Origin of the sequence: Tabrizicola flagellatus, assembly GCF_046295235.1 — a bacterium.
Lineage (GTDB): Bacteria > Pseudomonadota > Alphaproteobacteria > Rhodobacterales > Rhodobacteraceae > Tabrizicola > Tabrizicola flagellata_A.
Map to the genome: position 1 here is coordinate 1 of NZ_JBKBLV010000049.1, position 20,217 is coordinate 20,217.

Below are 20,217 nucleotides of genomic sequence, written 5' to 3' on the forward strand. Positions count from 1 at the left end.
TAATCAGGCGGGCGAGAAATGGGGGAGATGGTACGAAATACAGTGAAAACAGAAATTCGATCGGATTGGGCATCAAGTCGGTTCGCAATTGTAGGGTGCGCTGTAGCGCACCCTACGATAATGACGCTGGTGGAGCCTTCACTCCCCATAGGGCACCCAGACCGTCTTGACCTCGGTGGCCTGGGACAGGAACGTCCGGCCTTCGCCCTCGGGGCCCATCCAGTTGCGCGCGCGGCCGTGGTTGACCCAGGTGCGTTTCAGGTTGCCTGCCGCCTCGCGTTCGATGAGGGCGGAGAGGGGGTGGGAGGAGAAGCTCCAGACGGCGTCCACGTCCATGTGGCCGGAGAGCGCTTTGGCGAGGTCGGGGGCGGGGCCGGTGACGATGTTGACGACTCCGGGCGGCACGTCGGAGGTGTCGAGGACCTGGTAGAAGTCGGTGGCCGACAGCGGGTGCTGGCCGGGGACGAGGATCACCGAGTTGCCCATCGCGATGGCGGGGGCCATGACCGAGACGAGGCCGAGGAGGGGGCATTCGTCGGGGAGGAGGGCGCCGATGACGCCCACGGGTTCGTTCATGGCCAGCGCGATGCCGCGGATGGGGACGGATTTGGCGGCGCCGTCGTATTTGTCGGCCCAGGCGGCGTAGGTGAAGAGGCGCTGGATGCTCGCGTCAACTTCGGCTGCGCCGGGTTTGCCGGTGAGGTCTTGCAGGCGTTGGGCGAACTCGGAGTGCCTTGCGGAGAGGTTCTCGGCGATGAAGTAGAGAACCTGGGCGCGGTTGTAGGCCGTGGTTTTCGCCCAAGCCTTGGCGGAATGGGCGGCCTCGACCGCGTTGCGGATGTCCTTGCGGTTGCCGATGCCGACATGGCCGAGGAGTTTGCCTTTGGGGCCGTAGATGGGCTGGGAGTAGCCCGAGTCGGGGCGGGCCTGTTTGCCGCCGATATACAGCTTGGCGGTGCGGTCGAGGGCGTCGACCTGCGGCTCGGTGGGCGTCGGGATGGGTTGCGCGGGTTTGAGGGCCGCGGGTTTGGCGGCGGGTTTGAGGTAGGCCATCAGGCCCTCCCACCCGCCCTCACGCCCGAAGCCGGATTCGCGGACGCCCCCGAAGCCTGCGGCGGCGTCGAAGAGGTTGGTAGCGTTGATCCATACCACCCCGGCCTTGAGTTTGGGTGCCACGTCGAGGGCGAGGTTGACGTTCTCGGTCCAGACCGTCGCGGCGAGGCCGTAGCGGGTGTTGTTGGCGAGCTGGACGGCTTCCTCGGGCGTGCGGAAGGTCATCGAGACGAGGACGGGCCCGAAGATTTCTTCCTGCATCAGGGGCGAGGCGGTGCCGAGGCCGGTGATGAGGGTGGGGGAGTAGAAGCAGCCCTGCGCGGGCAGGGGGGTGGCGGCGACGTAGTGTTCGCCCTCGGGGTTGTCGCGCACGAGGCGGGTGATGGTGTCGAGCTGGACCGGATCGACCACCGCGCCGATGTCGATGCACTTGTCGAGGGGATCGCCGATGCGCAGCCCGTCCATCCGGCGCTTGAGCTTGTCGTGGAAGCGGGGGGCGACGCCTTCCTGGACGAGAAGGCGGGAGCCGGCGCAGCAGACCTGGCCCTGGTTGAACCAGATGGCGTCCACGAGGCCCTCGACGGCCGAGTCGAGGTCGGCGTCGTCGAAGACGATGTAGGGGGACTTGCCGCCGAGTTCGAGGGTGAGGGCCTTGCCGGTACCCGCGGTCGCCTCGCGGATGCGCTTGCCGACGGAGGTGGAGCCGGTGAAGGCGATCTTGTCCACCGGGGCGTCTACCAGCGCCGCGCCGGTGCTGCCGTCGCCGGTGACGATGTTGAGGACGCCCCTGGGCAGGCCCGCCTCGCGGGAGATCTCGGCGAAGAGGAGGGCGGTGAGGGGGGTGTATTCGGCGGGCTTGAGGACGATCGTGTTCCCGGCGGCCAGCGCGGGGGCGACCTTCCAGGCGAGCATGAGGAGCGGGAAGTTCCAGGGGATGACCGCGCCGCAGACGCCGAGGGGGCGCATGTCGGGGTGTTCGGAGGGGAGAAGCTGGGCGAGACCCGCGTGGTAGGAGAAATGGCGGGCAACGAGGGGGATGTCGATGTCGCGGGATTCGCGGATCGGCTTGCCGTTGTCGAGGGTTTCCAGCGTGGCGAAGAGGCGGGAGTGCTTTTGGACGAGGCGGGCGAGGGCGTAGAGGTATTCCGCGCGGCGGAAGGCGGGGAGGGCGGCCCATTTCGGCTGAGCGCGGCGGGCGGCGGCGACGGCTTTCGCCACGTCCTCGGCGGTGCCTTGGGTGACATGGGCCAAGGGATTGCCGGTGGCGGGATTCGCGGTGGTGAAGGTCTCGCCCGGTGCGGTGAATTGGCCGTCGATGTAGTGGCCGAAGCGGCCCTGATGGCGGGCGATCCAGGCCAACGCCTCGGCGGCGGATTCGGGGGCGGGGCCGTAGGCCATGCTGTCGAAGATTTCCTTGATGGTCATGGGATCAGTCCTTCGCCGCAGCACAGGTGGGGGCGGTTTTCAGATTGAGCGCATTGCGGCGCAAGCCTTTTGTCTCGCCTCTGCGCGCGAAGGGCGCGCAACCGGCTCGAGCGGAAGAGCCTCCGGCGGGAGTATTTGGAAAAGAGCAAATGCCGGGGTCGGGCATCGGATCAGCCCATCGCGTGGCGGTTGGCGGCGGAGTAGTGGCCGGTGAGGTGGTGTTCGAGCTGGCGCTCGATGTCGCCCAGAAGGCTGGATGCGCCGAAGCGGAAAAGGTCGGGCTGCAGCCAGGGATGGCCGAGTTCGTCCTTCATCAGCGTGAGATACACCAGCGCGTCCTTGGCCTTGGCGATCCCGCCCGCCGGCTTGTAGCCGACCTTGAAGCCGGTGCGCGCCTCGTAGTCGCGGATGGCGCGGATCATGGCGAGGCTGACGGGGAGGGTGGCGTTGACCGCCTCTTTCCCGGTCGAGGTCTTGATGAAATCGGCGCCCCCCATCATGCAGACCAGCGAGGCGCGGGCGACATTGCGAAGGGTGCCAAGCTCTCCGGTGGCTAGGATCGCCTTGACATGGGCATCGCCGCAGGCCTCGCGCATGTCGCGCATCTCGTCGTAGAGAGCCTGCCAGTTCTGGGTCAGGACGTGGCGGCGGGAGATGACGATGTCGATTTCCTTCGCGCCTGCACGGACGCTTTCGCCGATCTCGGCGATGCGGAGCCTGTAGGGCGACAGGCCCGCCGGAAAGCCGGTAGAGACGGCGGCGACGGGGATGGTGGTGCCTTCGAGCGCGCGGACGGCGGTTTCGACCATCTCGTGATAGACGCAGACCGCGCCGACCGTCAGGCCGGGCATGCCGAGTTTTTCCAGCATCCAGGGGGCGACCGGCTGGCGGGCCTTGGCGCAAAGGCGCAGGACGCGGCCGGCCGTATCGTCGCCAGACAGGGTGGTGAGGTCGATCAGGCTGATCGCCTTCAGAAGCCAGGCCGCCTGGTATTCCTTCTTCACCGACCGCCGGCCAGGCAGCGCGGCGGCGCGGCGTTCGATGGCCGAGGTGTTGGCCTGGACCGAGGCCACCCAGTCCAGATCAAGCGCCATGCCCGGATTGCGGGGATGGGTGACCTGGGGCAGGAGGCCGGTCGCCGTGGTGGAGAGGGTTGTCATCGTCTCTGGATCCATCGCACTGCCCGCGGTGCCCCCCCACCCCCTCCCTCCCCCACGGAGGGGGGAGGGAGGCGCGGGGCGGTGCACGCGGTCCTGTGCGGACGATGACATGCGAAGCCCTTGAGTGGCAAGGGCCGGGCTGGTCGATGTCTGACCGGATGGTCAAAATACTACGGGTCGGGCCGTTCATCGCCGAGGGTGGCCCAGGGCTGGCCGGTGCCGCTGTCGGGGATGTCGGGGTCTGCCTCACCGCGCAGGATCAGGGTCTTGGCGAGGAACAGGGCCGAGATCGGCGCGGTCAGCAGGAGGAACAGGGTGATGAGCCATTCCTGGATGCTGATCGTGCCGCCCTGCGGCAGGTCGCCGATCGAGGAGGCAAGGAGCGCCGCGCCCACGCCGATCGTCGTGGCCTTGGTCGGCGCATGCAAGCGCTGCATCGGGCGGGGCAGGCGGATCAGGCCCCAGGAGCCGACCAGCGCGAAGAAGCCGCCGCCGACGAGGCCCGCTGCGATGACCAGCTCGATGGCGGTTTGCAGGACAGGTGTCATTCGATGATGCTCCCCCGCAGGAGGAACTTGCAGTAGGCGACGGTTCCGAGGAAGCCGGTCAGCGACAGAAGGACCGAGACCTCGACGTAAAGCCCGGTCCCGGCGTGGATGCCGTAGAGGACCACGAGGGCGAGGGCGTTGATCGCCATGGTGTCCAGCGTCACGATCCGGTCGGTCAGCGTCGGCGCAGTGAACAGCCGCCAGATGTTCAGCACGAAGGCGAGCGCGATGCAGGCGAACATGAAGGTCAGGGCGTAACCGAGGATCATTCGAAAATCCTTTTCAGGCGGGCCTCGTAGCGGGACTTGATCTGGTCGCGGACGGCGTCGGGGTCGGGGGCGTGCAGCGCGTGGACCAGAAGCGCGCGGCCGCAGGCCGACATGTCCGAGGACAGCGTGCCGGGGGTCATGGTGATGGTGCCGGCCAGAAGGCTGACCGCCTCGGGCGAGGTCAGGTCCAGCGGCACGGTCAGCCAGCGCGACTGCACCTTGTCGCGCGGGATGAACAGGATGACATAGGCGACCTGGAAGTTTGCAACGATGATGTCCCAGAAGACCAGCGCGGTATAGCTGAGCAGCCGCAGGGGATGGCGCACCCGCGCACGGTCAGGCCACCAGGCCGAGGTCACGAGCGGGAGGATGGTCGCCAGGATGATCGCCATCACCAGGCTGCCAAGCTTCCACTGGTTGACCAGCATGAACCACAGCACGACCAGCGTCAGCGACAGGTAGGGATGCGGGAACAGTCGTTTCAGCATGGGTCAGCCTCCCTCGCCCAGCCGCGCGGCGGCGATGTAGTCCTGTGGCGCGTAGAGGCTGTCGGTGGTGGCCGCCATCCAGCCGTTGAGCGGCCCGGCCAGGACGGTCAGCGCGACGAGGCCGGCGATGAGGCCGAAGGTGGCGGTGAAGGCCAGACCCTCGGGCGGGGTCTCGTCGGGTTGCGCCTCCATCGCAGAGGGCTTCCAGAACAGGGTGGACCCGGCGCGGGCATAGCCGAGGATCATCAGGAAGGAGGAGACGAGGATCACGCTCCAGACCAGCGGCGCCTGGTCGCGGAAGGCGTCGAGGATCAGAAGCTTGCCGACGAAACCCGACAAGGGCGGCATCCCGGCCATGGCGATGGCGGTGGCCATGTAGAGCGCCGAGATCAACCCCGACTGGGCGATGGGCGGCGCGGTCTCGGTCAGCCGGGCATGGGCGCGGCGGCGGGTGACGAGGTCGGCCACGAGGAACATCGCGGCGGTCGCGAGCGTCGAGTGCAGGATGTAGTAGAGCGCGGCACTTGTGGTTGCCGGTGTGAAGGCGCCGATGGCGGTGAAGGCGGTGCCCATCGAGGCGATGCCGCCGAAGGCCACGAGGCGCGGCAGGGTCGAGGCGCCGAGGACCCCGATGGCTCCGACCACGAGGGTCACGAGGCCTGCGGGCAGGATCAGGGCGTGCAGGAGTGTGCCGGTCGCAGGCAGGTCGGGCGGAAAGACCATGGCGCCGAAGCGCAGCGTGGCATAGGCGCCGACCTTGGTCATCACCGCGAACATGGCGGCGACGACCCCGGGCGCGTTGGCATAGGTGCCGGGCAGCCAGAATTGCAGCGGCACCAGCGCGCCCTTGATCGCGAAGACGAGGATCAGGAGGACCGCCGTCACCCGCAGGAGGGCCGCGTCGCCCTCGGGCAGGTCGGGGAGCTTCTGCGCGAGGTCGGCGATGTTCAGCGTGCCGGTGACGTTGTAGGTCAGCGCCAGCGCGAAGAGGAAGAGCGAGGAGCCGATCAGGTTGAAGGCCACGTATTGCAGCCCCGCCCGGGTGCGTTCGGACCCGCCGCCGTGGATCATCAGGCCGTAGGAGGCGATGAGCAGGATCTCGAAGAACACGAAGAGGTTGAAGGCGTCGCCGGTCAGGAAGGCCCCGCCGATGCCCATCAGCAGGAACTGGAGAAGCGGATGGAAATGCGCCCCCTTCGCGTCCCAGCCCGAGCCGATGGCATAAAGCACCACCGCCAGCGCCAGCGCGGCGAGCAGCATGACCATCATCGCCGACAGGCGGTCGAGCACCAGCACGATGCCGAAGGGCGCCGGCCAGTCGCCGAGGAAATAGACCTGCGGCCCGTGGGTCGAGGCCGACCACAGAAGCGCCAGCGCGATGGCGTTCAGAAGCACAATCGAGGTCACCCCCGCGACGCGCTTGAGCAGGAGGTCGTTGCGCATGGCGGTGACCATGAGCCCGGCCATGAAGGCCGGCAGCACGACCGGCGCGATGATCCAGTGGCCCATCATGCCCGGCCCTCCCCGGCTGCGTCGTCGTCGGCGGCTCCGGCCTCCGGACCGCCGTCGTCCTGGTCGCGGTCCGACATGTTCACCCGGTCATGGCCGGATTCGAGGAAGCCGCCGATGGCCATGATCATGATCACGGCCGTCATCCCGAAGGAGATGACGATGGCCGTCAGCACCAGCGCTTGGGGCAGGGGGTCGGTGTAGGTCTCGCCCGTGCCGATGATCGGCGCCCGGTTCTGCACGAGCCGCCCGGAAGAGAAGAGGAAGACGTTCACCGCATAGCTGAGCATGGTCAGCCCCAGGATCACCGGGAAGGTGCGCAGGCGCAGGGTCAGATACAGGCCCACGGCGGTCATGACCCCGATGGCGATGGCGACGAGGGCTTCCATCAGCGGCTCTCCTGCGGGGCTTCGGTGTCATAGGCGCGGGTGTTGGCGACCTCGCCCGTGCGCTGCGCCAGCCGCGACAGCGAGGCGAGCGCCAGAAGCACCGCGCCGAGCACGCAGAGGAACACGCCAAGGTCGAAGATCGCGGCGGTGGCCAGTTCGAATTCCTCCAGCGGCCAGAGATGGACGTATTCGTAGCCCGAAGTCAGGAAGGGCAGCCCGAAGGCCCAGGCCCCCGCGCCCGAGAGCGTGGCGATCAGCACGCCCCAGCCGATCAGCACATGGTGGTCGTAGCGCTGGCGGGCATGGCTCCAGACATAGCCCGAGGCCATGTACTGCATCAGGTAGGCGATGGCGAAGACGAGGCCCGCGACGAAGCCGCCGCCGGGCATGTTGTGGCCGCGCAGGTAGATGTAGACGCCGACCATCATCGCCATGGGCAACAGGAGCCGGGTCGAGACGACCAGCATCATCGGGTGGCGGTCGCCGGCCTCGCGCTCGGGGCGCGTCCCGGCAAGGCGCCGGGTGACGGCGGGGCTGCGCATCAGGTTTTCCGACAGCGCGTAGATCGCCAGCGCGGCGATGCCGAGCACGATGATCTCGCCGAAGGTATCGTAGCCGCGGAAGTCCACGAGGATGGTGTTGACCACGTTCGTCCCACCCGCGCCCGGTTTCGACTGGGCGAGGTGGAAATGCGAGATCGGCTTGAAGGCGGCGTTCCGCGTCATCATCTCCCACGCGAGCCAGCCGATGCCGATGCCGGCGATGCCCGCCACGCCCGCGTCGAACAGGCGGCGGGGGGCGGGGCTTTCCTCGGGCGTGGTCTTGGGCAGGAAGTTCAGTGCCAGCAGCATGAGGAGGATCGTCACCACCTCGACCGAAAGCTGGGTCAGCGCGAGGTCGGGGGCGGACATCAGGACGAAGAAGGGCACCAGCAGCAGGCCCACGACGCCGACGAAGATCAGCGCCACCACGCGGACCCGGTGCAGGAAGGGCACCGAGACCGCGGCGGCCATGGTGACGGCCCAGATCACCGCGACCACCGGCTCGACCGGCATCAGCGCGCGGGAGCCGGGCGCGTGGCTGCCGCCCGAGAAGGCCCAGAGCGCCGCCGCAGCGATGGCTAGGACCGCAACCGCAATGGCGCGGGAGAGCGAACTGTTGTGGATCGCATAGGTCAGGCTGCGGGCCAGTGCCGCAAGCGGTTCGATGATGCCGTCGAAGATGCGCTTGGCCTCGGGGCGCGGGGTGCCGTCCCACATCGCGCGCAAGGGGGCCCAGGCGCCGAGCATCATCAGGCCGCCGCCGACCGCCGCGATCGACATCCAGAGCGCGGCGGGTTCCAGCCCGTGCCAGTGGGAAATCTTCACCGCGACGGGGGCGCCGGTGACGGCCCCCGCGGCCACGTCCACCAGCCAGGCGGCCGAGGCCATCGGGAAGAGGCCGATGACGACGACCAGCAGCACCAGGAAGGCCGGCGCGCCCCAGAGGCCGGGGCCCGGATCATGCGGCGCATGGGGATAGTCGTCGCGCACCGGGCCGAGGAAGCCGTGCGCAAGGAAGCGGAAGGAATAGGCGACCGAGAACATTGCCCCGATCGTGGCCAGGACCCCCATCGCCCAGGGGGTGATCCAGGTGGTATGGGCGGCCTCTTCCAGCATCAGCTCCTTCGACAGGAACCCGTTCAAGGGCGGGATGCCGGCCATGGAAAGGCTGGCCAGGAGCGCGACGGTGAAGGTGATCGGCATGAGGGTGCGCAGGCCGCCGAGGCGGCGCAGGTCGCGGGTATGCGCCTCGTGGTCCACGATGCCCGCGGTCATGAAGAGCGCGGCCTTGAAGGTGGCGTGGTTGATGATGTGGAAGACGGCGACGGTCGCGGCGGCTTTGGTGCCGAAGCCGAGGAGCATGGTGATCAGGCCGAGGTGGCTGACGGTCGAGAAGGCCAGAAGCGCCTTCAGGTCGTCCTTGAAGAAGGCGATCTTTGCGGCCATGACCATGGTCACAAGGCCCGCGGTCGAGACGATCCAGAACCATTCCGGCGTGCCGGCCAGCACCGGCCACATCCGCGCCATCAGGAACAGCCCTGCCTTCACCATGGTGGCCGAGTGCAGGTAGGCCGAGACCGGGGTCGGCGCGGCCATGGCATGCGGCAGCCAGAAGTGGAAGGGGAACTGCGCCGACTTGGTGAAGGCGCCGAGCAGGATCAGGATCAGTGCGGGCAGATACCAGTCCGAGGCCTGGATCACGTCCTTGTGCTGGAGGATCACCGTCAGGTCGTAGCTGCCCGCGATGTTGCCGAGGATCAGCATGCCGGCGATCATGGCGAGCCCCCCGCCGCCGGTGACGGCCAGCGCCATCCGCGCGCCCTGCCGGCCCTCGGGCAGGTGCCTCCAGTAGCCGATGAGGAGGAAGGAGGAGAGCGAGGTCAGCTCCCAGAACACCAGCAGGAGCAGGATGTTGTCGGACAGGACGATCCCCACCATCGCGCCCTGGAACAGCATGAGGTAGCTGTAGAACTGCCCCATCGGGTCGGATTTCGCGAGGTAGAAGCGAGCATAGAGGATGATGAGAAGCCCGATGCCGAGGATCAGCCCGGCGAAGAGGAGGCCCAGCCCGTCGAGGAAGAAGGTGGCGTTGAGGCCGAGCGCGGGCAGCCAGTCGATGCGGGTCTGCACGATTTCGCCCCGCAGGACGGCGGGGGCCTGCAGCGCGAGGAGCGCGAGGGCCAGGAGCGTGACCGATCCGGTGGCGGTGGCGCAGGCGGTGCGGCCGGCGCGGATCATCAGTCCGGGCAGGAGCGCGCCGAGGAAGGGCAGCGCCGCTATCAGGGCTAGGGTCATTCGGGCAGCGTCCTCGTCGTGGCGGCGGGCTTGTCGTTCTTGATCGCGTCGCGGCGGGTTTCGGGCGATTTTGGGCCTTGCGTCAAGGGTTTCAAGCCCCCTGCGACAGGATTGCCGGGTTTTTTGCAAGCGGGGGCCGGCCGAGGGGGGTGCAAGGCGGATCAGGAAAGGCGCCAGTGGCGCGTTTCCCCGCCGCAGCGGAGCCCCCCTCGGTCGGGCTGCCGCGGCGCCGGACCGGACGGCGGCGCGGAATGGATAGTGCGGCCGCTCCGCGGGGAGTATTTGGGTAAAGGGCAAGGGGCAGGCGATCCTTGCTTGCCCTTTCCGGAAATACTCCCGCCGGAGGCAGCACGGCTGCGACCGCGATGCCCCGGCAGGAGAGGGACGGGCCTCAGACCGTTTCGGTCACGCCTTCGGGCAGCTTGGCGCCGGTCATGAAGGCCACGGCATCCGACATCGAATAGTCCTGCGGCCGGATCACGCAGAGCCTGCGGCCGAGGCGGTGGATGTGGATGCGGTCGGCGATCTCGAACACATGCGGCATGTTGTGGCTGATCAGGATGATCGGGATGCCGCGGTTCTTCACGTCGCGGATCAGCTCCAGCACCCGGCGGCTTTCCTTCACACCGAGCGCGGCGGTGGGTTCGTCGAGGATCACCACCTTGGACCCGAAGGCCGCGGCGCGCGCCACCGCCACCCCCTGGCGCTGGCCGCCCGAGAGCGTCTCCACCGCCTGGTTGATGTTCTGGATCGTCATCAGCCCGAGTTCGTTCAGCTTTTCCCGCGCGAACTTCTCCATCTTCGGGCGGTCGAGCTTGCGGAACAGGCTGCCCATGATCCCCGGCGCGCGCAACTCGCGCCCCATGAACATGTTGTCGGCGATGGACAGCGCGGGGGACATGGCGAGGGTCTGGTAGACCGTCTCGATGCCGGCCGCGCGCGCCTCGATGGGCGTCTTGAAGCTGACCTCGCGGCCCTCGAGCCAGATCTGCCCCTCGTCAGGCACCACGGCGCCGGAGATCGCCTTGATCAGCGTCGATTTCCCCGCGCCGTTGTCGCCGATCACGGCGAGGATCTCGCCGGGATAGAGCTCGAAGTCGCAGTCGTTCAGCGCGGTGACCTTGCCGAAACGCTTGGTCAGGCCGCGTGCCTTGAGTATCGGTTCCATCAGCCAGCCACCTTTCTGATCCACTGGTCCACGGTCACGGCGAAGATGATGAGCACGCCGATGAGGAAGAAGGTCCATTGCGGGTCGGTGCCAACCAGGCGCAGGCCCATCTCGAAGACGCCGACAATCAGCGCCCCGAAGAACATGCCGACGATCGAGCCGCGCCCGCCGAACAGCGAGATGCCCCCGATCACCACGGCGGTGATCGACTGGATGTTGCCGAGCTGTCCGGTCGAGGCGGTGGGCGAGACCGAGCCGAAGCGGCCGATCATCACCCAGCCCGCGATGGCGCAGAACAGGCCCGCCAGCGCATAGACCTGGATCAGCACCTTCTTCGTGGGCACCCCCGCCAGTTCCGCCGCCGCCGGATCGTCCCCGGTGGCATAGACGTGCCGTCCCCAGGCGGTATGGCGCAGGACATAGGCCATGATCGCCACCAGCGCGATCATCAGGAACACGGCGTAGAGCACCTTTACCCCGCCGGGCTGGATCGAATAGCCCCAGAATTGCAACGCCGGTGCCACCTCGGCGATGTCGGCCGAGCGGATCGTCTCGTTGCGGGAATAGATGAAGTTCGAGGCCAGGAGGATCTGCCAGGTCCCAAGCGTCACGATGAAGGGCGGCAGTTTCAGCCGGGCGATGAGAAAGCCGTTCAGCGCCCCCATGGCGGTGCCGAGCGCAAGGCCGATGGCGATGGCGGCGGGTGCGGGGATGCCGTAGCGGAAGGTCATCTGGCCCATGAGGACCGAGGAGAAGACGGCGATGGCGCCAACCGAAAGGTCGATGCCTGCGGTCAGGATCACGATGGTCTGGGCGCAGCCGAGGATGCCGACGATGGCGATCTGTTGCAGGATCGTGGACAGTGTGGCCGCCTTGAAGAAATTGTCGGCCAGAAGCCCGAAGACGATGACCGACACGACCAGCACGATCATCGGCACGGCCGAGGGCGTCTGGTGCAGCCAGTGCTGCAGCTTCTTCAGCGCATTCTGTTCTTCGTGAAACTCGGCAACGGTTTCCGCGGCCCCCTTCAGGCCCGCCTCGTAGGCGCCGGAGACCGACTTCGCGTCATTGGACATGGTTCCCTCCCCTGGGCGCGGCTGCATCGGCCGGCCGGTTATGCGAAGGGCGGCGCGAGGGCCGCCCTTGCATGTCAGCATGGGGTCAAGCGGTGCCGCAAATCAACTGCGGCCTTCGCGTTGACGGTCGGGGATCAGCCCCAGCAGAGCTCCATCCCCTTGGCGGTGTCGATCGACTCCACCCCCTCGACCGGCTTGTCGGTGACCAGGGCCACGCCGGTGTCGAAGAAGGCCTTGCCTTCGGTCGGCGCCGGCTTGGTGCCGTCGGCGGCGAACTTGGCGATGGCTTCGATCCCGAGCGAGGCCATCAGCAGCGGATACTGCTGCGAGGTGGCGCCGATCACGCCGTCCTTCACGTCCTGCACGCCGGGGCAGCCGCCATCGACCGAGACGATCAGCACGCCTTCCTTGCCGGCGGCCTTCAGCGCCTCGTAGGCGCCGGCGGCCGAGGGTTCGTTGATGGTGTAGACCACGTTGATGTCGGGATCCTTGGCGAGGAGGGCTTCCATCGCCTTCAGGCCGCCTTCCTCGTTGCCGGCGGTGACTTCGTTGCCAACGATGCGCGGGTCGGTCTCGTCGCCCCACTTGTTGATGTCCACGGTGTCGATGCCGAAGCCGGTCAGGAAGCCCTGGTCGCGCAGCACGTCCACCGAGGGCTGCGAGATGGCGAGGTCGAGCATCGCGATCTTGGCGTTCGCCGCCGCGTCACCGAGCGTGGCCTTGGCCCACTGGCCGATCAGGAGGCCGGCCTGGAAGTTGTCGGTGGCAAAGGTCGCGTCGGCCGCGTCGATCGGATCGAGCGGGGTGTCGAGCGCGATCACGAGGACGCCGGCGTCGCGGGCGGCCTTGACCGAGTCGACGATGGCCTTGGTGTCCGAGGCGGTGATCAGGATCCCCTTGGCGCCGTCGGCCACGCAGGCCTCGATGGCGGCAACCTGGGATTCATGGTCGCCGTCGATCTTGCCGGCATAGGACTTCAGCGTCACGCCCAGCTCGGCCGCCTTGGCCTCGGCGCCTTCCTTCATCTTCACGAAGAAGGGGTTGGTGTCGGTCTTGGTGATCAGGCAGGCCGAGACGCCTTCGGCCGAGGCGAAGCCTGCCGACAGCGCAAGCGCGCCCGCGCCCAGAAGGGCTTTGGTGATGACTTTCATGGTCTTCCTCCCAAGGTGGGGGCCTTCGGGCCCCCGTTACGAAATTCGTGCGCCGAACCCGGAGGCCCTGCGCCAAGGCCAAGAAAAGCCGATTCCCTCCCTTGCGTCAAGATAAATAAATCACTGTGATTTATTATTGACAGGATGCCGTTCCGACCGCAGTCTGCGAGGCAGGGACCGGACCGCCTTTGTCCGGACCGCCACACCCGGGAGGAGGGGGAGGCCATGCTGATCGGTATTCCGCCCCTGTTGGGGCCGGACTTCCTGGCGACGCTGCGCGCCATGGGGCATGGAGACGAGATTGCCATCGTGGACGGCAACTATCCAGCCGCCGAGCATGCGCGTCGGCTGGTCCGTGCCGACGGCCACGGGGTGCTGGCGGTGGTCGAGGCGGTGCTGACGGTGATGCCGGTGGACCGGGCGGTCCCGGCGGCGCTGTTCCGGGCCAGCCTGAACAACGATCCGGCGCAGGCGGGTGAAATTCATCGGCAGATCGACGCCCTGTTCGCGCGGATGGCCCCCGGCATGGCAGTGGTGCCGCTGGCGGGAGAGGCGCTTTACCCGCGCATCCGCGCCGCGCATGCGGTGGTGGCGACCAGCGAGAAGGCGCTGTTTGCCAATGTCATCCTGCGCAAGGGCGTGATCGGGCTTGCGGGTTGAGGGGGCGGGACGGATGCCGGAAACCTCCCTCGACCGCGGCCTCGCCGATGCCGACGCCCCGCGGGGGACGAACCAATCCGGCATGCGCGACCACAACGAGCGGCTGGTGCTGTCGCTGGTGCGCCGTCACGTCGCGCTGGCCAAGTCCGACATCGCGCGGATGACGGGGCTTTCGGCACAGACGGTCAGCGTCATCATGCGGGGGCTGGAAGAGGAGGGGCTGCTGGAACGCGGCGAGCCGGTGCGGGGGCGGGTCGGCCAGCCCTCGATCCCGATGTCGCTGGCGGCGGAGGGGGCGTTCTTTTTCGGGCTGAAGCTGGGGCGGCGGTCGGCGGACCTGGTGCTGACCGACTTCCGCGGCCGGATGCGGGCCGCGCGGCGGAAGGTCTATCGCTATCCCACGCCGGATGCGGTGGTGGGGTTCGTCAGGGAGGCAGTCCCGGCGCTGGCGGGGGAACTCCCGGCGGCGCTGCGCGGGAGGATCATGGGGATGGGCGTGGCGATGCCCTTCCAGCTGTGGAACTGGGTCTCGGTCCTGGGGGTGCCGCAGGCCGAGATGGACGCCTGGCGGTCGCGCGACCTGGGGGCGGAGCTGGGGGCGATCACCGGGCTGCCGGTCTATGTCCAGAACGACGCGACCTCGGCCTGCGGGGCGGAACTGATCTTCGGGACGGGGGAGCGGCCGAAGGATTTCCTCTACTTCTACTTCGGGACCTTCATCGGAGGTGGCCTCGTGATGAACGGCCAGCTCTACCTGGGGCGGACGGGGAACGCGGCGGCGGTGGGGTCGATCCAGGTGCCCGCGCCGGGCGGGGGCACGCGGCGGCTGATCGACTTGGCCTCGATGTCGGTGCTGGCCGAGGCGATGGAGGCAGCGGGGGAGCCGTCGGATCATCTGTGGTCGCAACATGACCGTTGGGAGGTTTCGGACCGGGTGCTGGAGCCCTGGCTGGACCAGGCGGCGGGGGCGCTGGCCCATGCCACGCTGGCGGCGGCGGCTCTTCTGGAGATCGAGGCGGTCTTGATCGACGGGTGGATGCCGGTCGCGGTGCGGGGGGAGATGGTGCGGCGGACGAGGGCGGCTTTGCTGGGCCTCGACCTCGCCGGGATCGAGCCGCCGGTGATCCGGGAGGGGACGGTGGGGGCGGATGCCCGGGCCCTGGGGGCCGCGGCGATCCCCTTGTCGCAGCGGTATCTGATCGACCAGAACGTGGGCCAGCGGGAGGGGTAGTGTCCACGGTGGACATTTTCTGATTCCGGTTTGGAATCAGCGGGATGGGCGTGGGCGTTTACCGGGTGTTAACCTGCTTTCGGCGGCCCCCCCACCCCATCCCTCCCCCACGGAGGGGGGAGGGAGGCGCCTTGGGCTGGGGTTCGGTCCCGGGGGGCGTGACGGCTGCGCCTTGGGCTGGCGGCCGGGGGGGCACACCCCCGCGCAGCATTGGTTGCTTGAACCGATGGCGCAACCAAGGCGGCACCCGTGGGATATTTTTGGACAGATGAAGGGGATTGTCGGTCCTGCCCTGGAGCAGGAGGCAAGCCGGCCTTCCTGCTGTTCCTTCTGTCGGGGAATGCCCGGCGGATCGGCGAGACGGGTGGCAAGAGCGGCGGTGCGCTGAAGCGCACCCTACGCTGGCGCGGCGTCGGTCGCTTTGGATCCCCGCGTGCGCGGGGATGACAGGTGGGGCGGGGATGACTGGCGGACTGTGGGTCAGCCTTTGGCCAAATCCTCGAAGAGCCGCGCCACGCCTTCCGCCCCCGGGTCGTTGTGGCCCTTGAGCTTGTCGGCGGCGAGGTAGCTGGCGCGACCTGCCTTGGCGCGGGTCATCTGGGCGGTGGCGTTGGCGCCCTCGCGGGCGGCTTTGGCGGCTTGCGCCACTCCCTGCGGGAGGGCGGCGAGGGCAGGGGCCAGGGCATCGATCATGGTGCGGTGGCCGGGGGCGGCTCCGCCGACTTGCATCACGCGGTCGAGGCCGGCGGTGAGGGCGCCGATCCAGGTTTTGCCGGAGGCGGAGGCGTCGCCGGCGGCGGCGAAGAAGATGGCGAGGAGGACGCCCGAGGAGCCGCCCATGGTCTGCGAAAGCTCCATGCCGATGGCGCGGTAAAGCTGCGTCGGGTCGGCGAGGGGCAGGCGGTCGAGGGCGGCGAGGAGCGCCTTGGCGGCCCCGGCGAGGGTGGAGCCGGTGTCGCCGTCGCCCGACTTGGCGTCGAGCTGGTTCAGGTCGGATTCGACGGCGATCAGGGCCTTGCAGCACCGCTCGATCAGGGCGCGGCGGGCGGGGTGGGCGCTTGGCACCGGCTGGATCGGCGCAAGGCCGTCAGGGAGCGGTTTGACGACGACCTGCCCGAACGGGGAGAGGCCGGGCCAAGCATGGGGGGCCACAGGGGCGGCGAGGGAGGTCACCTGCGCGTGGTCGACGGGCAGGAGCGAGACCGAGAAGCCGTGCATGTCGAGCGAGGTCATCAGGGGGGCGGGGCCGATCATCCACTTGACCTTGGCGCCCAGGGGAGAGCGGGCAAGTTCCTCTGACAGGACGGACATTTCCAGCGGCGTGGTGGAGCCGAGGTTGTTGAGAAGCGCGACGTGGTCGCCGGGGCCGGTGTGGGGTAGGAGTTTCTCGGCCACCATCTGCATGGCAGAGCGGGCGCCGGAGAAATCGACCTGTTCGATCCCGGCCTCGCCGTGGATGCCGAGACCAAGCTCGGCCTTGCCGGCGCCGATCCGGTCCTCTTTCGGCGAGCCGGGGACGGTGCAGGTGTCGAGCGACATGCCGATGGAGATGGCGCCCCTGATGACGCCTTGCGCGGCGGCGGTGATGGTGTCGAGGTCGGCGCCGGATTCGGCCATGGCACCGGCGATCTTGTGGACGAAAAGGGTGCCCGCGACCCCGCGCGCCTGCGGCAGGTCGGGCAGCGCCACGTCGTCATCGACGATGACCATGGAGACTTTCAGGCCGAAGGCGCGGGCGCGTTCCGCCGCGAGGCCGAAGTTCAGCCGGTCGCCGGTGTAGTTCTTGACGATGAGGAGGCAGCCGGCCTTGCCGGTGACGGCGAGGATGCCGGCGAGGACGGCATCCACCGAAGGCGAGGCGAAGACATCGCCGCAGACGGCCGCCGTCAGCATGCCCTGGCCGACGAAACCGGCGTGCGAGGGTTCGTGGCCAGAGCCGCCACCCGAGACCAGCGCCACCTTGGAGCGGTCCCAGTCGGTGCGGATCACGACGCGGATATGCGGATATCCGTCCAGCCGGGCAAGCTTTCCGCCCGAGGTCCTGAGGAAGCCGTCGATCGCTTCGGTGACGAGGCTTTCGCGGGAGTTCATGAACTGTTTCATGGGCTTGGCCTTTCAGATACGGTTGCCGGCGGCGTCGAACCAGAGGGGATTGTGCGGGCGGATCCTGACGGTCTCCCCCGGTTGGAGAGGCGTGTGCGGGTCCGTGAGCGTGATCAGCGCATGCGGCCCGAAGGTCAGGTGCAGGCGGGTCTGATCGCCCAGATGCTCGATGCGGGAGATCGCGGCCTCGACGCCGTCCCCGATATGGATGTGTTCCGGGCGCAGACCGATCTGCGCGGCGTTCGGGGGCGGGGCGCCGAAGGCGTCGGCGGGCAGGAGGTTGATGTGCGGCTGGCCGAGGCGCGAGGCGACGTAGGCCGAGACGGGAGTCTCGTATATCTCGCGCGGGGTGCCGAACTGGACGAGGCAACCATGGTCGAGCACGCCGACATGGGTGGCCATGGTCATCGCCTCGATCTGGTCGTGGGTGACATAGAGGAAGGTGGCGCCCATGTCGGCGTGGATGCGCTTCAGCTCGATCCGCAGGTCGGCGCGGAGTTTCGCGTCGAGCGAGGAGAGCGGTTCGTCCATCAGGTAGATGCGGGGATTGCGGACAAGCGCCCGACCGATCGAGACGCGCTGCATCTCGCCGCCCGACAGCGCCGTGGCCTTGTTGTCGAGCTTGTGCGGGATGCGCAGGACCTCGGCCACCTCCTGCACCCGGCGGGCGATCTGGTCCTCGGGCATCGCGATCATCGGGGACCGCAGCGGGAAGGCGAGGTTGTCGCGGACGCTGAGGTGGGGATAGAGCGAGTATTGCTGGAACACCATCGCCACGTCGCGCTGGGCGGGGGTGTCGCGGAGCACCGACTGGCCGGAGATACGGACGTCGCCCGCGTCGGGCCGGTCGAGGCCGGCGATCAGGCGCAGGGTGGTGGTCTTGCCGGCTCCGGTCGGGCCGAGCAGCACGACGAAGGCGCCGTCGGGGATGGTCATGGAGACATCCTTCAACGCCCGGGTCGCGCCGTAGGACTTGGACAGGTTCGAGAGCGTGACCTCAGCCATGGTCGACCCCGGCATTTGCGGCGGTGCGGAAGGCGCGGCCGGTGGTGGCGTCAAAGAGCGACAGGCGCGCGGCGTTCAGCGCAAGGCCCGTCAGGTCGCCGGGTCGCGCGGGCAGGGTGGAGGGCGTGCGGGCCCTGATCGTCCCATGCGGGGTGGAGAGGGTCACGATCTGGGTCGTGCCGAGATATTCCACCGCCTCGATCCGGGCCCGCAGCGGGGCAGTGTCGGAGAGCGCGACATGTTCGGGACGAACGCCGAGCACGAGGCTGCCGCTGGCGGCCTCCCGGAGTTCGGGAAGGGCGATGGGCGTGTCGCCGAGGGTCACGGTCGCGGCCCCGGCGGGGGCGCTGCCCTCGAACCGGAGGAAGTTCATCGCGGGACTGCCGATGAAATCGGCGACGAACAGGGTGGCGGGGTGGTCGTAGATGTCCTGCGGGGTGCCGAACTGTTCGACGACGCCGTGATTCATCACCACGATCTTGTCGCCCATCTGCATGGCTTCCAGCTGGTCGTGGGTGACATAGACGGTGGTGGCGTGCATGCGGTCGTGCAGGGCGCGGAGTTCCTCGGCCATGATCTCGCGGAACTCGGCGTCGAGCGCGCCGAGCGGTTCGTCCATCATGAAGGCCTTGGGGCTGCGCACGATGGCGCGGCCGAGGGCGACGCGCTGGCGGTCGCCGCCGGAGAGGCCGCCGACGCCCTTGTCGAGGAGGTGGTCGATGCGCAGGATGCGTGCGACCTCGGCCACCTTCCTTTGCACCTCGGCCCGCGGGACGCCTTGCGACACAAGCGGATAGGCGATGTTCTTGCGCACGTTCATGTGCGGGTAGAGCGCGAACATCTGGAAGACCATGGCGATGTCGCGCTGGCTGGCAGGCTTCTGGCTCACGTCCTCGCCGTCGATCAGAATTTCGCCGGAGGTCGGCAGTTCGAGGCCCGCGATCATGCGCAGCGTTGTGGTCTTGCCGCAGCCCGAGGGGCCGAGCAGCATGAAGAACTCGCCGTCCCGGATGGTGAAGGTCGAACCCTGCACGGCGGTGAAGGCGCCGAATTCCTTGCGGAGGTTGCGGATGACGATCTCGGCCAAGGCTTACTCCGGGAAATGGCTGGTGATGATGAACATCACCGTGCCGACAAGGGTCACGAGGAAGGACCAGGTGTAGGCCCAGAGGAAGAAGGGCTGCATCAGCATCACCACCCCCAGTGCGATGAGGATCGTGGCCAGCATCTCCCAGGGGCCGCGGCGCAGGCGGAAAAGGCCGGTGAGGAAGGCGGTCATTTGCGGACGGCTCCGAAGGTGATCCCGCGCAAGAGATGCTTGCGCAAAAGGATGGTGAAGATCATCACCGGGAGGAGGAAGAGCGTGGCGCCAGCCGCCACGGCGGGCCAGTCCTGGCCGCCGACGCCGATGATCGTGGGGATGAAGGGCGGCGCGGTCTGGGCCTTGCCCGAGGTCAGGAGCACGGCGAAGGCATATTCGTTCCAGGCGAAGATCAGGCAGAAGATCGCGGTGGAGGCGATGCCTGTCGCGGCCTGCGGCAGGACGACCTTCCGGAAGGCCTGGAAGCGGGTGTAGCCGTCGATCAGCGCGGCTTCTTCGTATTCGCGCGGGATCTCGTCGATGAAGCCTTTCAGGAGCCAGACGGCCAGGGAGATGTTCACGGCCGTGTAGAGGAGGATCATGCCCAGATGCGTGTCGGACAGGCCAAGCTCGCGGTACATCAGGTAGATCGGGATCGCGACGGCGATGGGGGGCATCATCCTTGTGGAGAGGATGAAGAAGAGAAGGTCGTCCTTGAGCGGCACCCTGAAGCGGCTGAAGGCATAGGCGGCCAGCGTGCCGAGGAAGATCGACAGGAAGGTCGAACCGAAGCCGATGATGACCGAGTTCATGAACCTTTCGCCGAAACGCGACTGCCCGGCGATCACCATGCCCTGGTCGCGGACGATCTGGTCATACCAGGTCTCGGGCGGGGGCAGCGCGGCAAAATCCTCGGCGGCGATGCGGGTGCGGGTGGTGAAAAGGTTGACGTAGCCTTCGAGCGAGGGTTCGAAGACAACCTTCGGCGGGTAGGAGATGCTGTCCGGCCCGGTCTTGAAGCTGGTGGAAATGATCCAGACCAGCGGCAGGAGCGTGATGATCGT

General features: G+C 68.0%; 18 protein-coding genes. 2 read left to right on the forward strand and 16 right to left on the reverse strand.

What is annotated here, in order from left to right:
• Positions 1 to 138: 138 nt before the first annotated feature.
• The 11 genes from ACK4IU_RS16645 to ACK4IU_RS16695 form a co-directional block, all read right to left on the reverse strand.
• A complete protein-coding gene (locus ACK4IU_RS16645) occupies positions 139 to 2,478 on the reverse strand; it encodes an aldehyde dehydrogenase family protein (protein ID WP_409737312.1) in 2,340 nt (779 codons plus the stop codon).
• A gap of 170 nt (positions 2,479 to 2,648) precedes the next feature.
• Positions 2,649 to 3,638, reverse strand: coding sequence for a deoxyribose-phosphate aldolase (gene deoC / locus ACK4IU_RS16650; RefSeq protein ID WP_409737314.1), 990 nt, complete (start codon positions 3,636 to 3,638; stop codon positions 2,649 to 2,651).
• A 170-nt stretch (positions 3,639 to 3,808) separates the two neighbouring features.
• Positions 3,809 to 4,186 (reverse strand): cation:proton antiporter, encoded by a 378-nt coding sequence (locus ACK4IU_RS16655; RefSeq protein ID WP_409737317.1) that lies wholly within the window; start codon positions 4,184 to 4,186, stop codon positions 3,809 to 3,811.
• Positions 4,183 to 4,455, reverse strand: coding sequence for a K+/H+ antiporter subunit F (locus ACK4IU_RS16660; RefSeq protein WP_409737320.1), 273 nt, complete (start codon positions 4,453 to 4,455; stop codon positions 4,183 to 4,185). The genes ACK4IU_RS16655 and ACK4IU_RS16660 overlap by 4 nt, the downstream gene beginning before the upstream one ends.
• The gene (locus ACK4IU_RS16665; RefSeq protein WP_409737323.1) at positions 4,452 to 4,943 is read right to left on the reverse strand and encodes a Na+/H+ antiporter subunit E; all 492 of its coding nucleotides are present in this window, start codon (positions 4,941 to 4,943) and stop codon (positions 4,452 to 4,454) included. Before ACK4IU_RS16665 ends, ACK4IU_RS16660 begins: the two co-directional genes overlap by 4 nt.
• A gap of 3 nt (positions 4,944 to 4,946) precedes the next feature.
• Positions 4,947 to 6,452: a monovalent cation/H+ antiporter subunit D gene (locus ACK4IU_RS16670; protein ID WP_409737353.1), complete on the reverse strand. Its 1,506-nt coding sequence runs from the start codon at positions 6,450 to 6,452 to the stop codon at positions 4,947 to 4,949.
• Positions 6,452 to 6,841, reverse strand: coding sequence for a Na+/H+ antiporter subunit C (locus tag ACK4IU_RS16675; protein ID WP_409737325.1), 390 nt, complete (start codon positions 6,839 to 6,841; stop codon positions 6,452 to 6,454). Before ACK4IU_RS16675 ends, ACK4IU_RS16670 begins: the two co-directional genes overlap by 1 nt.
• Positions 6,841 to 9,678, reverse strand: coding sequence for a monovalent cation/H+ antiporter subunit A (locus ACK4IU_RS16680; RefSeq protein WP_409737327.1), 2,838 nt, complete (start codon positions 9,676 to 9,678; stop codon positions 6,841 to 6,843). The genes ACK4IU_RS16675 and ACK4IU_RS16680 overlap by 1 nt, the downstream gene beginning before the upstream one ends.
• Positions 9,679 to 10,069: 391 nt before the next feature.
• Positions 10,070 to 10,846: an ATP-binding cassette domain-containing protein gene (locus ACK4IU_RS16685; RefSeq protein WP_409737329.1), complete on the reverse strand. Its 777-nt coding sequence runs from the start codon at positions 10,844 to 10,846 to the stop codon at positions 10,070 to 10,072.
• Entirely contained in the window at positions 10,846 to 11,922 is a 1,077-nt protein-coding gene (locus tag ACK4IU_RS16690; protein WP_409737331.1) for an ABC transporter permease, read from the reverse strand. The genes ACK4IU_RS16685 and ACK4IU_RS16690 overlap by 1 nt, the downstream gene beginning before the upstream one ends.
• Positions 11,923 to 12,056: 134 nt before the next feature.
• Positions 12,057 to 13,073, reverse strand: a complete 1,017-nt coding sequence (locus ACK4IU_RS16695; RefSeq protein WP_409737333.1) for a sugar ABC transporter substrate-binding protein — start codon at positions 13,071 to 13,073, stop codon at positions 12,057 to 12,059.
• A 225-nt stretch (positions 13,074 to 13,298) separates the two neighbouring features.
• On the opposite strand from ACK4IU_RS16695, the gene ACK4IU_RS16700 reads away from it, so the two are divergent.
• Together ACK4IU_RS16700 and ACK4IU_RS16705 are read left to right on the forward strand one after the other, a co-directional pair.
• Positions 13,299 to 13,733, forward strand: a complete 435-nt coding sequence (locus tag ACK4IU_RS16700) for an RbsD/FucU family protein (protein ID WP_409737335.1) — start codon at positions 13,299 to 13,301, stop codon at positions 13,731 to 13,733.
• A 13-nt stretch (positions 13,734 to 13,746) separates the two neighbouring features.
• Positions 13,747 to 14,964, forward strand: a complete 1,218-nt coding sequence (locus ACK4IU_RS16705; RefSeq protein ID WP_409737337.1) for an ROK family protein — start codon at positions 13,747 to 13,749, stop codon at positions 14,962 to 14,964.
• 480 nt (positions 14,965 to 15,444) lie between these two features.
• On the opposite strand, the gene ACK4IU_RS16710 is transcribed toward ACK4IU_RS16705, so the two are convergent.
• From ACK4IU_RS16710 to ACK4IU_RS16730, 5 genes are all read right to left on the reverse strand, one after another.
• The gene (locus ACK4IU_RS16710) at positions 15,445 to 17,067 is read right to left on the reverse strand and encodes a dihydroxyacetone kinase subunit DhaK (RefSeq protein WP_409737340.1); all 1,623 of its coding nucleotides are present in this window, start codon (positions 17,065 to 17,067) and stop codon (positions 15,445 to 15,447) included.
• A gap of 12 nt (positions 17,068 to 17,079) precedes the next feature.
• Positions 17,080 to 18,072, reverse strand: coding sequence for an ABC transporter ATP-binding protein (locus ACK4IU_RS16715; protein WP_409737342.1), 993 nt, complete (start codon positions 18,070 to 18,072; stop codon positions 17,080 to 17,082).
• Positions 18,065 to 19,159, reverse strand: a complete 1,095-nt coding sequence (locus tag ACK4IU_RS16720) for an ABC transporter ATP-binding protein (RefSeq protein WP_409737344.1) — start codon at positions 19,157 to 19,159, stop codon at positions 18,065 to 18,067. Before ACK4IU_RS16720 ends, ACK4IU_RS16715 begins: the two co-directional genes overlap by 8 nt.
• A gap of 3 nt (positions 19,160 to 19,162) precedes the next feature.
• On the reverse strand, positions 19,163 to 19,351 hold the full coding sequence (locus ACK4IU_RS16725) for a hypothetical protein (protein ID WP_409737347.1): 189 nt from the start codon (positions 19,349 to 19,351) through the stop codon (positions 19,163 to 19,165).
• Positions 19,348 to 20,217: carbohydrate ABC transporter permease (locus tag ACK4IU_RS16730; protein ID WP_409737350.1), on the reverse strand; the 870-nt coding region annotated here is incomplete at its 5' end. The genes ACK4IU_RS16730 and ACK4IU_RS16725, both read right to left, overlap by 4 nt.